This is a genomic window from Chitinophaga vietnamensis, from assembly GCF_902167635.1.
In the GTDB taxonomy this organism is placed as follows: Bacteria; Bacteroidota; Bacteroidia; order Chitinophagales; family Chitinophagaceae; genus Chitinophaga; species Chitinophaga vietnamensis.
Genome location: NZ_CABHMS010000011.1, coordinates 68420 through 81796, shown reverse-complemented (window position 1 = coordinate 81796; position 13377 = coordinate 68420). Strand labels below are relative to the sequence as shown.

Genomic DNA, 13377 nt, shown 5'->3' with positions numbered 1-13377 from the left:
AAGTATTTATTTGAAAGGCACTACTTTCCCTGTGTTGCTGCTTTCAAAAGCAGCTTCTATCACACGTATTACATTAGCGCCGTCCTGTGGTGTAACCGGATTGGGCGCATGATTTACCAGCGCTTCATAGATGCCCTGGTAATAGTCCATGTAATTGCCGCTGCCGCCGGGAATATACTGTTTCAGTACTTTACCATCTTTTTCTGTATGCAGCAATCCCCATTCATGCGGCGCTTCGGCGCCCCAGTCGTGACTGTTAGGGAAGAGGCCTTTTTGCAGCTGCGCTTCCTGTATATCTGATTTTGATTTGATGAAAGAACCGATACGGCCATGCACCTGGTAGGCTGGCAGCGCTTCCCGCACCAGGTAGCTGGATTTCAGGCGTACACGCAGTTTGTCGTAATACAGTACCAGTTCAAAATAATCATCTACCACAGAATCTTTGCGGATGATGCGGATGTCCGCCCACACGGCATTTGGCAAGCCAAAAATAGTGAGCGCCTGATCGATCAGATGTGAGCCAAGGTCGTACAGGGCGCCGGTTCCGGGCAATGCCTGTTCCTTGTGTTTTTTATAACTCAGCTCTTCCTTGAAGCGGTCGTAGTGTATTTCTGCTTCGAGTATTTCACCAAGGTCGCCGGATTGGATCACGCTTTTCACAACTTTGTAATCGCTGTCGTAGCGGCGGTTATGATACACGCTGAGCAATAATTTTTTTTCTTCCGCCAGTTTGATCAATGTTGCTGCTTCTTCCTGTTTTACGGTGAACGGCTTTTCCACGATCACGTTTTTCCCTGCTTCCAGCGCGGCTTTGGCGTAGTCGAAGTGGGTATAGTTGGGCGTGTTCACCACGATGAGGTCCAGCGATGGATCGGCCAGCATATCGGGTACACTGGCGTATACTTTCACATCAGGGTAACGTTGTTGCGCGGTATGCTTACTTCTCTCCACTACTGCGGTAAATTCAAAACCCGGATTTACATGCAGGAAGGGGGCGTGAAATATCTGTCCTGACATACCATAGGAGCAAACACCGGTCTTAATAACTCTGCCCATAAAGATTTATGAATTTTTTGATTTACGAATTTTTTGATTTGTCAAACAACAAAATACCAATACAATTTCTAAATATGAAAATTCGCAAATCAAAAAAGTCTTTTGCTTTTGCCACCAAGCCCGAGTGCGCCGAGGATGCTACGGGTAATGACACTGGCGGCGGTGCGGCCCACCTGGCGGGCAACGGAGCTGTCGAGCACCTGGTCGAGCACACTCTTTTCTTCTTTCGCTTTACCACCGGATGCGGGAGCGGCCGCAGATTTTTCCGCAGCTTCCTGCAATTTGGCAGTGAGTATTTCGTAAGCGCTTTCGTTATCGATTGTTTCGGCGTATTTCTTCACCAGTTTGGAACTGTTTACGATGTTGTCGATCTCGCCATCGGTGAGCACGTCCATGCGTGAGCGGGGGGAAACCAGCATGGTAGCGGCCAGCGGGGTGGGTACGCCTTTTTCGTCCAGACAAGTGATCAGGGCTTCACCGATACCGATCTGCGTCAGCAGCTCATCTGTTTTGTAGAAATTGGACAGCGGGTAGTTCTCCGCTGTTTGCTTGATAGACTTACGGTCATTGGCCGTGAATGCGCGGAGGGCATGCTGCACTTTGAGTCCCAGCTGTCCGAGCACGGAGGCCGGAACATCCATCGGGTTCTGTGTACAGAAGAAGATGCCAATACCTTTGGAACGTATCAGTTTAATGATTGTATCTATTTGTTTGAGCAATGCATCACTGGCTTCGTTGAAGATGAGGTGCGCTTCGTCAATGAACATTACCAGCTTGGGTTTATCGAGGTCGCCTTCTTCCGGCATGGTGGCATATAATTCGGCCAGGAGGCTGAGCATGAAGGTGGAGAAGAGTTTGGGGCGGTCCTGTATATCATTCACCCGGAGGATAGATACCATGCCGCGGCCATCATCGCTGATGCGCAGGAGGTCATCCACTTCAAAGGATTTTTCACCAAAGAAAAGCTCGGCGCCCTGTTGTTCCAGCTCAATCACTTTGCGGAGGATGGTGCCGGTGGAGGTGGTGGATATCTTGCCGTAATCTTTTTCCAGATCGGCTTTTCCTTCATCGCTGGCATATTGCAGTACTTTCTTGAAGTCTTTCAGGTCCAGTAGCGGCAGTTTGTTATCATCACAATATTTGAACAGCATGGCTACAACGCCTGCCTGCGTATCATTCAGCTCTAATATTTTAGAAAGCAGGATAGGACCGAATTCGCTGGTGGTAGCACGCAGGCGCACTCCTTTCTCCTGGCTGAGGGAGAGCAGTTCGGCAGGATAGGCTGCGGGGCTCCAGCTGCCGCCGATCTTCTGGTAGCGCTCTGTTATTTTATCGTTGCTGGCGCCTGCCGCGGCAATGCCGCTAAGGTCACCTTTGATATCCATCAGTAATACGGGCACACTGGCATCGCTGAGGCCTTCGGCAATCACCTGCAAGGTTTTGGTTTTACCGGTACCAGTGGCTCCGGCGATCAAACCATGACGGTTCATGGTCTTCAGCGGAAGGTATACATCCGCGCCTGCCACCACTTCACCATCCAGCATGGCGCAGCCGAGTTTGAAATGCTCGCCTTTAAAAGTGTAACCATTCTTTATACTCTCAAGAAATGCGTCTTTATTGGACATGGCGTTTGTTTTTTTTTATGAAGATAGCAAAAATGGGGAATGAGGAAAATGTAGTTTTTAGTGAGTTAGCGCCTCATAATGGCGGTATTTTCTGATACTGATGATCATCGGTATGATACCCTTTTGGAGAAATAGCCAAGAAATGATCAAGGTGGGAGTAATCAGCGTATTGATGCTACCTTCCAGTGGTGCGTATATCCAGCAAACAATGATCACAACCAATAGTAGACCAGTGATGAGAAAGTATATCAAACTTTCAGAGAATACAGCCCTAGCCTGGGCTTTCTGATGTTGACGATATTGTTCGTACACATGGATGACAATGGTAGTAATGTCCTCATCAGATAGTCCCGCTGTTTGCAGGTGCCTGATAATCTCCCGCTCACTGGTGTTTACATCTGACAGATTAAGTACATAATTCGCATACTGGTTTAATTCGTCGTGAGTCATTACTGCTACAAGTTTACATAAAAATAAAAAATCCCGCCGGCATGCGGCGGGATCTATTTCTTCTTGCAAAGAATAACTTATAACTCTTCTTCTCTTTCAAGCATCAGAATGGCGCCTTGTGGCACGATGAAATATTTTTCATCCTGGTAAACCACTTCAGTAGAACCACTGACGAGGAAGATAGCAAGGTCTCCTTCTTTCGCCTGCAAAGGGATATATTTTACTTTTTCTTCTTCCGGCTTCCAGGCTTCATCATCTTCTACAGGTACTGGTATCGCGTAACCAGGGCCTGTTTTGATCACATACCCCTGCTGTACTTTTTCTTTTTCCTGCACGCCGGGCGGCAGGTATAACCCACTGTTGGTGCGTTCATGCGGGGTGGTGAGTTTGATCAACACCCGGTCGCCTACAACGATCAGCTTTTTCAATTTGTTATCCGGTGTTATATGTATGGCCATGATTATTTTGTTTCAGTACCAAAGGTACATCAAATATAATGCAGCAGCCGGTTAGCGTGCCATACTGGCAGTTTTACAGGACGTCAAGGCGGAAGGTATCACCCGCCCGGATGCCTTTATCGGTTTGTTGCAGCACACAGCACTCATTTACAGGATCATGCTCAAAATAAAGCACATACTGGCCTTCCAGCGCTTCTTGCAAAAATGTCTTTTTCTCTTGCAAGGTTGTCAACGGAAACATATCATAAGCCATCACATAAGGCAGGGGGATATGCCCGATAGATGGCAACAGATCCGCCATATACACGATGGTACGGCCTTTATAGTTGATCTGTGGCAGCATCATGGCATCAGTATGCCCGTTGGCAAAGCGGATGGAGATATTATCTGTGAAGACAACGCCATCTTTACGCTCTACAAATTGCAGCTGACCACTCTCCTGTATAGGTAATATATTTTCTTTGAGGAAGGAAGCCTTTTCGCGGTCATTGGGCACTGTGGCCCATTGCCAGTGATCCGTATTGCTCCAGTAGGTCGCATTTTTGAAGGCAGGCACCAGTTTGTCGCCTGCTCTTACAATGCTACCGCCGCAATGATCAAAATGAAGGTGCGTCAGGAATACATCTGTGATATCATCCCGGTGAAAGCCGTGCGCAGCAAGAGATTTATCGAGCGTAGCATCACCATGGAGATAATAATGGCTGAAGAATTTAGCATCCTGTTTGTCGCCGATACCATTATCCACGAGTATCAGGCGCTTGCCGTCTTCAATCAGCAAGCAGCGCATGGCCCAGCTGCACAGGTTATTGTCATCCGCTGGATTCAATTTATTCCAGATGCTTTTAGGCACCACGCCAAACATGGCGCCGCCATCCAGTTTAAAGAATCCTGTTTCTATGGTGTATAATTTCATTACAAAGGTTTTACCGAAGGTAAGTTTTCCTGCGCTAACTTCTTTTGCTTGTCCAGCGCAGATATCAGCCATATCAATCCTATCACGAAGAACACTACCAGCGCCAGCACGGATTTGCGCATATCGTTGGTGAGGTCGTCTATATACGCAAAAGAGAACATGCCGACCACGATGGATAATTTCTCTGTTACATCATAATAACTGAAGAAGGAGGCCGTATCGCTTGTTTCGGGCATCAGCTTCGCGTAGGTAGAGCGGCTGAGCGATTGTATACCGCCCATTACAAGACCTACCGCGGTAGCCAGCAGATAGAAGTGCATGGCGGTCTGCATTTTATATCCCGCTACACAAATGCCGATCCAGAGTATTACCACGCCAATCAATACACGAAGATTGCCATACAGGCTGGAAAGCTTTGCCATGCCCCATGCGCCGGCGATAGCCACCAGCTGTATCACTACCACGGTAGCGATCAGTTTGTCGCTTTCGAGGTGCAGCACCTTACTGCCGAAGATAGTAGCCGCCAGCATCACGGTTTGTACGCCCATGCTGTAGAAGAAGAAACCGCGCAGGAAACGCTTGAGCACGGGCATCAATTTTACCTGTGCATATACTTTCCTTAATTCAGTGAATCCTTCTGTGATGGCGCTGGCATAGTGCTTTTCCACCGTTGCCTTTACAGATGGAAGCCTGGTGAAGGTGATCTGTGCAAAGCCCAGCCACCAGAGGCCTGTGAGCAGGAAAGTGAGGCGTACGGCGGTGCTGTCGTCCATCCCGAAAGGCTTGTACATCACCAGCGCGAAACCGACGAGCTGCAACAATACGCTGCCTACATAGCCCATGCCGAAGCCTTTGGCGCTCACCCGGTCACGATCTTCCGGCGCGGCGATCTCGGGCAGATAGGAGTTGTAGAACACCAGTCCGCCACAATAGCCGATAGTAGCCAGCATAAAGAAAACGACGCCATAGGCCAGGTTACCGCTGTGGAAACCATACAAGGCACTGCAGGATATGGACCCCAGCAACGTGAAAAATACGAGGAAATTCTTTTTGTTACCTCTTGTATCCGCAATGGAAGAGAGGATGGGAGAGGCGATGGCCACCAGCAGGAAAGCCGCTGCCATCGTGTAATTGTACAGGGCGGAGTTTACAAAGGTCATCCCCAGAAAGGATACTTTTTCTTTTGTTACCGCGAGAAAATAGATAGGGAAAAAAGTAGTGGTGATCACCAGGTTATACACAGAGTTGGCCCAGTCGTACATCGCCCAGCCATTGATCACTTTCTTATTGGCAGTTTGCATATGCTCGAAACGCTTTTGTTGATAGCGGAGCTAATGTACAAATTTATCTATCGTAAAGGGTTAAATGACTGGCGGTGTGTTTCACACCATCAGTCATTTAACTACTTATAGTCTGTGATGTGAATACGGTGAGGGCACATGAAGTATTCCTGTTCATCATTGGAGCTGACGATGATAAGCCGGTTGCCGCCATAGTCTTTGATGAGTTGCTGGTACAGTGCGGTGCCGGCAGCATCAAGGTTGGTGCAGGGTTCATCGAGCAATAGCACGGGTACATTGGAGAAGATGGCCAGCGCCAGTTTGATACGTTGCTTCATCCCGGAAGAGAAGTGCCGTATCTGCTTTCTGGCGGCCTTTCCGAGGCCTGCCAGCTCCATCGCCTTCTGCGGTGTAATGCCAGGCAGGAATGATTTGAACTGTAAATGGAATTGTATGATCTCGGTGAGTGTAAGCTCTTCGATGAGCTCCAGATAAGGGGTAGCGATAGCGCAATGCCGGAAGAATACATCGGGCGCGATGGATCCTTCCGGCGTGTTGTATGTAACGGTGCCTTCATTGTGTTGAATGGCGCCGCTGATCACTTGTAGTAAGGTGGATTTTCCCGAGCCGTTGGGCCCCAGGATGGCATAACGTTCTCCCTGTTCGAACTGGTAAGTAATCCTGCGGAATATCCAGTCGTAGTTGAAGCGTTTACCGGCCTGGTTAAGGGAGATCGTCATTGGAGCGTGAAGTATAACCTTTCATAATACCACGTCCTGAATCACGGATGAAGGAGAGTATCTCATCTCTTTCATCGGTAGCAGGAAATTCTGCCTCTATAATGCTGATCGCTTTGGATAATTTAAATCCTTTTACGAAGATGACACGATAGATATCCAGAATATGATTGATCTTTTCGAGAGAGAAGCCTCTTCTTTTCAATCCTACGGAGTTCACGCCTACATAGGAGAGCGGCTCACGGGCTGCTTTTACAAAGGGCGGAACATCTTTACGTACCAGTGAACCACCGGTTACGAAAGCATGGTCGCCGATCTTGCAGAACTGCTGTACGGCCACCATACCGGCTAATACCACGTGGTTGCCCACTGTAATATGTCCGGCGAGGGTAGTGTTATTGGAAAACACGCAGTAGTCGCCCACTTCGCAATCATGCGCAATGTGGCTGTAGGCCATGATCAGGCAGTTATTGCCGATCACTGTTTTCCATTTGTCTTTAGTGCCCCGGTTGATAGTGACGAATTCGCGGATAGTAGTGTTGTTGCCGATCTGCACAATTGTTTCCTCACCCGCGTATTTCAGATCCTGTGGGATCGCGGAGATAACGGCGCCCGGGAAGATACGGCAGTTGTTGCCGATGCGGGCTCCTTCCATGATGGTAACATTGGAGCCTATCCAGGTGCCTTCACCGATCTCAACATTCTTGTGAATAACGGTAAACGGATCAATTTTTACATTAGGCGCAACTTTGGCGTCAGGATGTATGTATGTAAGCGGGTGGATCATTTGCTGTTAATTGCCTTCTCTTGTTTTTATAATTTGAGCTACCATGTCAGCTTCGGTAGCCACTTTATTGCCGATAAATACTGTACCCCGCATTTCTACAAGACCTCTCCTGATGGGGCTGAGTAACTCCATCTTCAGGATCATGGTATCACCTGGCACCACTTTCTGTTTGAATTTGCAGTTATCTATCTTGAGGAAATAAGTGTCGTAATTCTGTGGATCCGGTACTCTGTTGAGCGCAAGGATACCACCTACCTGCGCCAGTGCTTCGAGCTGTAAAACGCCCGGCATTACCGGGTTTCCGGGGAAGTGGCCCTGGAAGAAGCCCTCGTTGAAGGTAACGTTCTTGATACCTACCACGCGCTCGTCTGTCAGCTCAATGATCTTGTCTACCAGCAGCATCGGGTAACGGTGCGGCAGCGTTCTTTCGATACGTGGCGTATCAAAGATCGGTGGCTGGTTAGGATCGTATACAGGTACGTCTTTGTTGTGCTTGTTCTTTTTGATATACGCCTTGATCTTGCGGGCAAACTCCACGTTGGAAGCATGTCCAGGACGGTTGGCGATGATATGCGCCTTGATAGGGAAACCGATCAGGGCGAGGTCGCCTACTACGTCCAGCAGCTTGTGGCGTGCCGGCTCGTTGGGGAAACGCAACTCGATATTGTTGAGGATACCTTCACGCTGAACAGACATGGTTTCACGATTGAAAGCTTTGGCCAGGCGTTTCATATCGTCTTCATTCACGGCCCTGTCCACCACTACGATGGCATTGTTGATATCGCCGCCTTTGATGAGATTGTTGCTCAGCAAGTATTCCAGCTCATGAAGGAAGCAGAAGGTACGGGAAGAGGCGATCTCGTTCCGGAATGCTTCAATGCCTTTCATTTTCGCGTGCTGGGTGCCCAATACGGGAGAGTTGAAATCGATCAGGCAGGTGATACGGTAGTCAACGGCAGGTAATGCTACCATCTCTACTTTTTTCTGCTCGTCGTAATAGCTGATGTTGGTATCTATGGTGTAATAGATCTTTTTGGCGTCCTGGTCCTGGGTGCCGGTTTTTTCGATCGCTTCAATGAAGGGCAGGGAGCTGCCATCCATGATAGGGATCTCGGGGCCATCCAGTTCTATCAGTACGTTATCCACGCCGGTGCCTACCAGGGCGGCAAGCAGGTGCTCCACGGTGCTCACGCGGGCGCCATTGTGCTCCAGGGTGGTGCCTCTTGCAGTGTCCACTACGTAATCTACGTCTGCTTTTACCACTGGTTGGTTAGGCAGGTCTACACGTTGAAATTTGATGCCGAAGCCCGGTGATGCCGGCTTCAGTGTCATGTTCACTTTAGCGCCTGTGTGCAAACCCACGCCTGAAATGCTGATCTCGCCTTTCAGGGTATGCTGGTTCTGCACCTGTTGATTTTCAATCATATTACTAATGTATAACTGTTTGAGCTTTCAAAACTTAAACGCCTGCTCTCTCCTGAAGCAGTTGTTTTACCATCTCTTCCAATTCTTTCACCCGCTTTTCAAGGTCCGGCAAATTTCTAAAAATTGCCTGACTTTTCAGCGAACTTTTATAGTCGTACGCCGGAGAGCCGGTGAGTGAAGTGTTCGGCGTAGCGATAGATTTAGACAATCCGCTCTGGGCGTTGATCTTTGTACCATCAGCGATATGGATATGACCTACCATACCTACCTGGCCGCCGATCACGCAGTTCTGACCAATCTTGGTACTGCCGGAAACGCCCGTCTGTGCAGCAATAACGGTGTTGGTGCCGATATCCACATTGTGCGCTACCTGGATCAGGTTGTCCAGCTTAACGCCTTTACGGATCACAGTAGAACCCATCGTAGCACGGTCGATCGTTGTGTTGGCGCCGATCTCCACATCATCATGAATCACCACATTGCCGATTTGCGGTACTTTTTTGTAAGAGCCATCCGGCTGAGGGGCAAAGCCGAAGCCATCGCCGCCGATCACGCAGCCGGCATGCAGCATCACGCGGCAGCCCACCACACAGTTGTCATACACTTTTACGCCAGGATATATAACGGAGTCATTATTCACGATCACATTGTCGCCAAGATATACGCCCGGATAGATCTTCACATTATCGCCCAGCACCACATTCTCACCCAGGTAGGCGAACGCGCCCACAAACACATTCTTTCCCACTTTTACGGAAGAGGGTATATAGGAAGGTTGCTGGATACCGGTTTTGTTACCAGTGAGGTAACGGTATTGTTCCAGCAGGAGGGCAAAGCTGCTATAGGCATCCTTTACCCGGATCAGGGTTGATTTCACAGGTCGTTCTATCACCAGGCTTTCATTCACGATAAGGATGGAAGCATTGGTGGTATATATGAACTCTTCATATTTAGGATTCGCTATAAAGCTGAGCATGCCCTCACCGGCTTCTTCGATCTTGGCGATGTTGCTCACCTTCACATCTGGATTCCCCTCCAGCTTACCATTTAGCATGGTAGCTAATTGTAATGCGCTAAACTGCATAGTTTAAAATTGTAATGTTTTCCAGGCCCTTCATGTTTATATAAACTAAAATTTTAACGTTTCAGTGCCAGGTAAAACGTTATTAGCCTAGATTTTTGGATGACAAATGTAGAATTTTTTTACCGGTATAGCCAGTGTATGGCTAATCAGTGCATTGTCAATAGAGGAAATGTCTTTTACAGTTCCGTCTTTGAAAAGGATATTGATTTTTTCGTCGTTGATATTATAAGCCCTTAGTGTGGCAGCGTCTGAGAATACAAAATAATCAAGATCCTGGCCATGGATGTCCCATTTCTGTGCCACCTGTTGCCGGAGCAGCTCCAATGCGCTTTGGTCAAAGGGTTCATGGCTTAGCACCACCTTGAAAAGCTGGCGGTTGATCAGCCATTTACACAGCATGGACAGTACCTTGTCTTCATGAGAGGCCCATACCTTGATGGCTCCCATAATGTCATAGTCGTCCAGCATACAGAACTGGCGCAGGCATTCCGGTTCGCGTTCAAAATTTTCCCGGGTAATGTTGTGATACAGGAAGTATTCCAGCGCCGGGGAACAGAACAGGCGCGTGCCGCCCTGTGCCAGTGCCTTAGCCCTGCCGAGTATCTTTACCAACATATTTTCCGCACTCAGCACCGTTTTGTGCAGGTATACCTGCCAGTACATGAGCCGCCGGGCGATAATGAACTTTTCAATGGAATAAATTCCTTTCTCCTCCACCATCAGCTCGCCGTTGTGTACCGTCAGCATCTTGATGATGCGGTCGTAACCGATCACCCCTTCCGATACGCCCGTGAAAAAACTGTCGCGGTTCAGGTAATCCATCCGGTCTACATCCAGCTGACTGGATACCAGCTGGTGCAGGAATTTTTTATAGTAACGTCCGTTGAAGATATCCAGGGTGAGGGTGAGGGCCCCGTCCATTTCCTGGTTCAGCGCCTCCATCATCCACTGGGAGATCTCTTCGTGCGAAACATCTTCGATGATGCCGTGTTCCAGCGCATGGGAATAAGGCCCATGGCCGATATCATGCAGGAGTATCGCCAGCTTGGCCGCTACCTCTTCCTCCTCTGTGATCTCTACGCCCTTGCTCCTCAGCTCCTGCAAAGCGCCACTCATCAGATGATAAGCGCCCATACTGTGATGAAAACGGGTATGCATTGCCCCCGGATATACCAGTTGTGCCAGCGCCATCTGATGTATACGGCGCAAACGCTGGTAATATGGATGGGAAATAAGGTTAAAAATCAACGGGTGATCTATGGTAATAAAGCCATACACCGGATCATTAACAATTTTTCGCTTGCGTTCGGTCATTGCATTCAGTTATTCAATTTCAGACGGGTTTTCCGCATCCAACATTTACAAAAATGTGTACAAAACTACACCATGAATTAATTATATGTATTTTTTTTACTTATAAGACGTTTTTAAACTGTTAAACCCCTATCCCGCAAGGGTGACTGGTAAATTACAGGTATAAAAATGCCGTGTTTACGAAGGTAAATAACTTTCCGGCCCGGAAATGCATTTTTGAATGCACGGTACCTTTTTAACATTTAATTACCGGTCTCTCTGCCGCAGGGAATGGTTTTTGACGAGAAAATGGGGTAATTTCCTTTTTTAAAGACGCTTAAACTGAATTATGAGCCAGATAAATATACTTTGGGTAGACGACGAAATAGAATCATTAAAATCACAGATCATTTTCCTGGAAAGCAAAGGCTACAAAGTATCCGCCCTCACCAACGGTTATGACGCCCTCGAATTTCTGAAAGATCAGGTAGTGGATGTAGTGCTGCTGGACGAGTCCATGCCGGGCATCACCGGCCTCGAAACCCTGGGAAAGATCAAGGAAATAGACCAGCAGATCCCTGTAGTGATGATCACGAAAAACGAAGCTGAAAACCTGATGGATGACGCCATCGGCTCGCAGATCACCGATTATCTCATCAAACCCGTCAATCCCAACCAGGTATTACTCTCCCTGAAAAAAATCATCGATAATAAAAGACTGGTAGCGGAAAAGACCACCATCGCCTATCAGCAGGAGTTCCGCAGCCTCTTCATGGCGCTCAGCTCCAATCCCGATTACAATGAATGGATGGATATCTACAAAAAACTGGTGTATTGGGAGATGGAAATGACCAAGGCCAACAGCCCGGAAATGCTGGAAGTATTCAATGCGCAAAAGGCCGAAGCCAATACCGAGTTTGCCAAATTCATCGCCCGCCACTACAGCAACTGGCTCAATCCGAAAGCCAAAGAAGTACCGGTGATGTCGCATACCCTGTTCCGTGATAAGGTAGTGCCCTTCATGGATCCCAATGCGCCCAATGTTTTCCTGCTGATAGATAACCTGCGCTACGACCAGTGGAAAGCCATCCTGCCTATCTTCCAGGAATCATTCCGCCTGGTGGAGGAAGATACTTTTTACAGTATCCTGCCTACCAGTACGCAATATAGTCGCAACGCCATTTTCGCCGGCATGCTGCCCATCGATATTGAACATAAATTTCCGGAAGAGTGGAAGAATGACGATGAAGAAGGAGGAAAGAACCTGTATGAAGAAAAATTCTTTGCCGCGCAATTGCAGCGCCTGCGCATGGATACACGGTTCTCCTATACCAAGGTGACCAACCACGCCGACGCACAGCAGATGCTCAACAATATCCACAATATGCTGGATTACCCGCTGAGCGTAATCGTTTACAACTTTGTGGATATGCTCAGCCATGCCCGCACAGAAATGGAGGTGCTCAAGGAACTGGCCGGCGACGAACCATCCTACCGCTCTATCACAGCCAGCTGGTTTGAACATTCGCCATTGCATCAGGCGCTCAAACGCATTGCAGATAAAAAGATCAACCTGATCGTAGCAACAGACCACGGCAGCGTAAGAGTCAAAACACCTGTGAAAGTAATTGGTGATAAACAAACCACCACCAACCTGCGTTACAAGCACGGGCGCAATCTTAACTACGATCCCAAAGAAGTACTGGCCTTCCGCGATCCGCGCGAGGCTGGACTTCCAAAGCCCAACGTCAACTCATCTTATATCTTTGCCAGAGAAGATGGTTATCTCTGCTATCCCAATAACTACAACTATTTTGTAAATTATTACCGCAATACCTTCCAGCATGGCGGTATCTCACTGGAAGAGATGATCGTACCCGTAGCACGGATGGTATCGAAATAAAACCAGCCCTTTTTTAATTATTTTTGCCGAATGAATATCAAGATCACGCCTAATAACCTGACCAAGCTGGAAAAAATCTTTGAAGACGCCAAGTATGTACTGCGTTTTGAAAAAGGCACTTTCACCTCCGGCTATTGTATCCTGGAACATAAAAAGGTAGTGGTGATCAACAAATTCCTGAACCTGGAAGGCCGCATCAATACCTTGCTGGATATCCTCTCCACGCTACCCTTGGAAGAAGACCTGCTGACCGCTGAATCACACAAGCTGTACAGGCAGATCGTGGAAAACCGCAATATAGCAGATACGGCAACAGAAAAGGGAACAGAAGAAGATACAACAGAGCAGGTTTAAATGACAAATGAT

At 48.1% G+C, this 13377-nt stretch carries 13 protein-coding genes; 2 read left to right on the top strand and 11 right to left on the bottom strand.

The features are described from left to right. Window positions 1–6: 6 nt before the first annotated feature. The 11 genes from FPG75_RS24540 to FPG75_RS24490 all read right to left on the bottom strand — a co-directional run bounded on the left by FPG75_RS24540 (window position 7) and on the right by FPG75_RS24490 (window position 11024). Window positions 7–1056, bottom strand: a complete 1050-nt coding sequence (locus FPG75_RS24540) for a Gfo/Idh/MocA family oxidoreductase (protein ID WP_143310688.1) — start codon at window positions 1054–1056, stop codon at window positions 7–9. An 89-nt stretch (window positions 1057–1145) separates the two neighbouring features. Next, the gene (locus tag FPG75_RS24535) at window positions 1146–2681 is read right to left on the bottom strand and encodes a helicase HerA-like domain-containing protein (protein ID WP_143310687.1); all 1536 of its coding nucleotides are present in this window, start codon (window positions 2679–2681) and stop codon (window positions 1146–1148) included. Window positions 2682–2738: 57 nt separating this feature from the next. After that, window positions 2739–3200: a hypothetical protein gene (locus FPG75_RS24530; RefSeq protein ID WP_143310686.1), complete on the bottom strand. Its 462-nt coding sequence runs from the start codon at window positions 3198–3200 to the stop codon at window positions 2739–2741. 8 nt (window positions 3201–3208) lie between these two features. Further along, window positions 3209–3589, bottom strand: a complete 381-nt coding sequence (locus FPG75_RS24525) for a co-chaperone GroES (protein WP_236652889.1) — start codon at window positions 3587–3589, stop codon at window positions 3209–3211. 73 nt (window positions 3590–3662) lie between these two features. Continuing rightward, window positions 3663–4502, bottom strand: a complete 840-nt coding sequence (locus FPG75_RS24520; RefSeq protein WP_143310685.1) for an MBL fold metallo-hydrolase — start codon at window positions 4500–4502, stop codon at window positions 3663–3665. Then, window positions 4502–5803 (bottom strand): MFS transporter, encoded by a 1302-nt coding sequence (locus tag FPG75_RS24515; protein WP_143310684.1) that lies wholly within the window; start codon window positions 5801–5803, stop codon window positions 4502–4504. Before FPG75_RS24515 ends, FPG75_RS24520 begins: the two co-directional genes overlap by 1 nt. A 101-nt stretch (window positions 5804–5904) precedes the next feature. Next, a complete protein-coding gene (locus tag FPG75_RS24510; RefSeq protein WP_143310683.1) occupies window positions 5905–6522 on the bottom strand; it encodes an ABC transporter ATP-binding protein in 618 nt (205 codons plus the stop codon). Next, entirely contained in the window at window positions 6506–7306 is an 801-nt protein-coding gene (lpxA, locus tag FPG75_RS24505) for an acyl-ACP--UDP-N-acetylglucosamine O-acyltransferase (protein WP_143310682.1), read from the bottom strand. Before lpxA ends, FPG75_RS24510 begins: the two co-directional genes overlap by 17 nt. A 6-nt stretch (window positions 7307–7312) precedes the next feature. Beyond that, on the bottom strand, window positions 7313–8731 hold the full coding sequence (locus FPG75_RS24500; protein ID WP_143310681.1) for a bifunctional UDP-3-O-[3-hydroxymyristoyl] N-acetylglucosamine deacetylase/3-hydroxyacyl-ACP dehydratase: 1419 nt from the start codon (window positions 8729–8731) through the stop codon (window positions 7313–7315). Between the two features lie 34 nt (window positions 8732–8765). Then, on the bottom strand, window positions 8766–9815 hold the full coding sequence (gene lpxD, locus FPG75_RS24495; RefSeq protein ID WP_143310680.1) for a UDP-3-O-(3-hydroxymyristoyl)glucosamine N-acyltransferase: 1050 nt from the start codon (window positions 9813–9815) through the stop codon (window positions 8766–8768). Between the two features lie 87 nt (window positions 9816–9902). Continuing rightward, a complete protein-coding gene (locus FPG75_RS24490; RefSeq protein WP_236652888.1) occupies window positions 9903–11024 on the bottom strand; it encodes an HD domain-containing protein in 1122 nt (373 codons plus the stop codon). Window positions 11025–11457: 433 nt separating this feature from the next. On the opposite strand from FPG75_RS24490, the gene porX reads away from it, so the two are divergent. Together porX and FPG75_RS24480 are read left to right on the top strand one after the other, a co-directional pair. Then, window positions 11458–13011, top strand: coding sequence for a T9SS response regulator signal transducer PorX (gene porX, locus FPG75_RS24485; protein ID WP_143310678.1), 1554 nt, complete (start codon window positions 11458–11460; stop codon window positions 13009–13011). Window positions 13012–13041: 30 nt separating this feature from the next. Then, entirely contained in the window at window positions 13042–13365 is a 324-nt protein-coding gene (locus tag FPG75_RS24480) for a hypothetical protein (RefSeq protein ID WP_143310677.1), read from the top strand. Window positions 13366–13377 lie beyond the last annotated feature (12 nt).

Bases quoted from the DNA above. Each gene is read 5' to 3' on its own strand.
- FPG75_RS24540 (WP_143310688.1), bottom strand. From the start codon at position 1,056: ATGGGCAGAGTTATTAAGACCGGTGTTTGCTCCTATGGTATGTCAGGA.
- FPG75_RS24535 (WP_143310687.1), bottom strand. From the start codon at position 2,681: ATGTCCAATAAAGACGCATTTCTTGAGAGTATAAAGAATGGTTACACT.
- FPG75_RS24525 (WP_236652889.1), bottom strand. From the start codon at position 3,589: ATGGCCATACATATAACACCGGATAACAAATTGAAAAAGCTGATCGTT.
- FPG75_RS24520 (WP_143310685.1), bottom strand. From the start codon at position 4,502: ATGAAATTATACACCATAGAAACAGGATTCTTTAAACTGGATGGCGGC.
- FPG75_RS24515 (WP_143310684.1), bottom strand. From the start codon at position 5,803: ATGCAAACTGCCAATAAGAAAGTGATCAATGGCTGGGCGATGTACGAC.
- FPG75_RS24510 (WP_143310683.1), bottom strand. From the start codon at position 6,522: ATGACGATCTCCCTTAACCAGGCCGGTAAACGCTTCAACTACGACTGG.
- lpxA (WP_143310682.1), bottom strand. From the start codon at position 7,306: ATGATCCACCCGCTTACATACATACATCCTGACGCCAAAGTTGCGCCT.
- FPG75_RS24500 (WP_143310681.1), bottom strand. From the start codon at position 8,731: ATGATTGAAAATCAACAGGTGCAGAACCAGCATACCCTGAAAGGCGAG.
- lpxD (WP_143310680.1), bottom strand. From the start codon at position 9,815: ATGCAGTTTAGCGCATTACAATTAGCTACCATGCTAAATGGTAAGCTG.
- porX (WP_143310678.1), top strand. From the start codon at position 11,458: ATGAGCCAGATAAATATACTTTGGGTAGACGACGAAATAGAATCATTA.
- FPG75_RS24480 (WP_143310677.1), top strand. From the start codon at position 13,042: ATGAATATCAAGATCACGCCTAATAACCTGACCAAGCTGGAAAAAATC.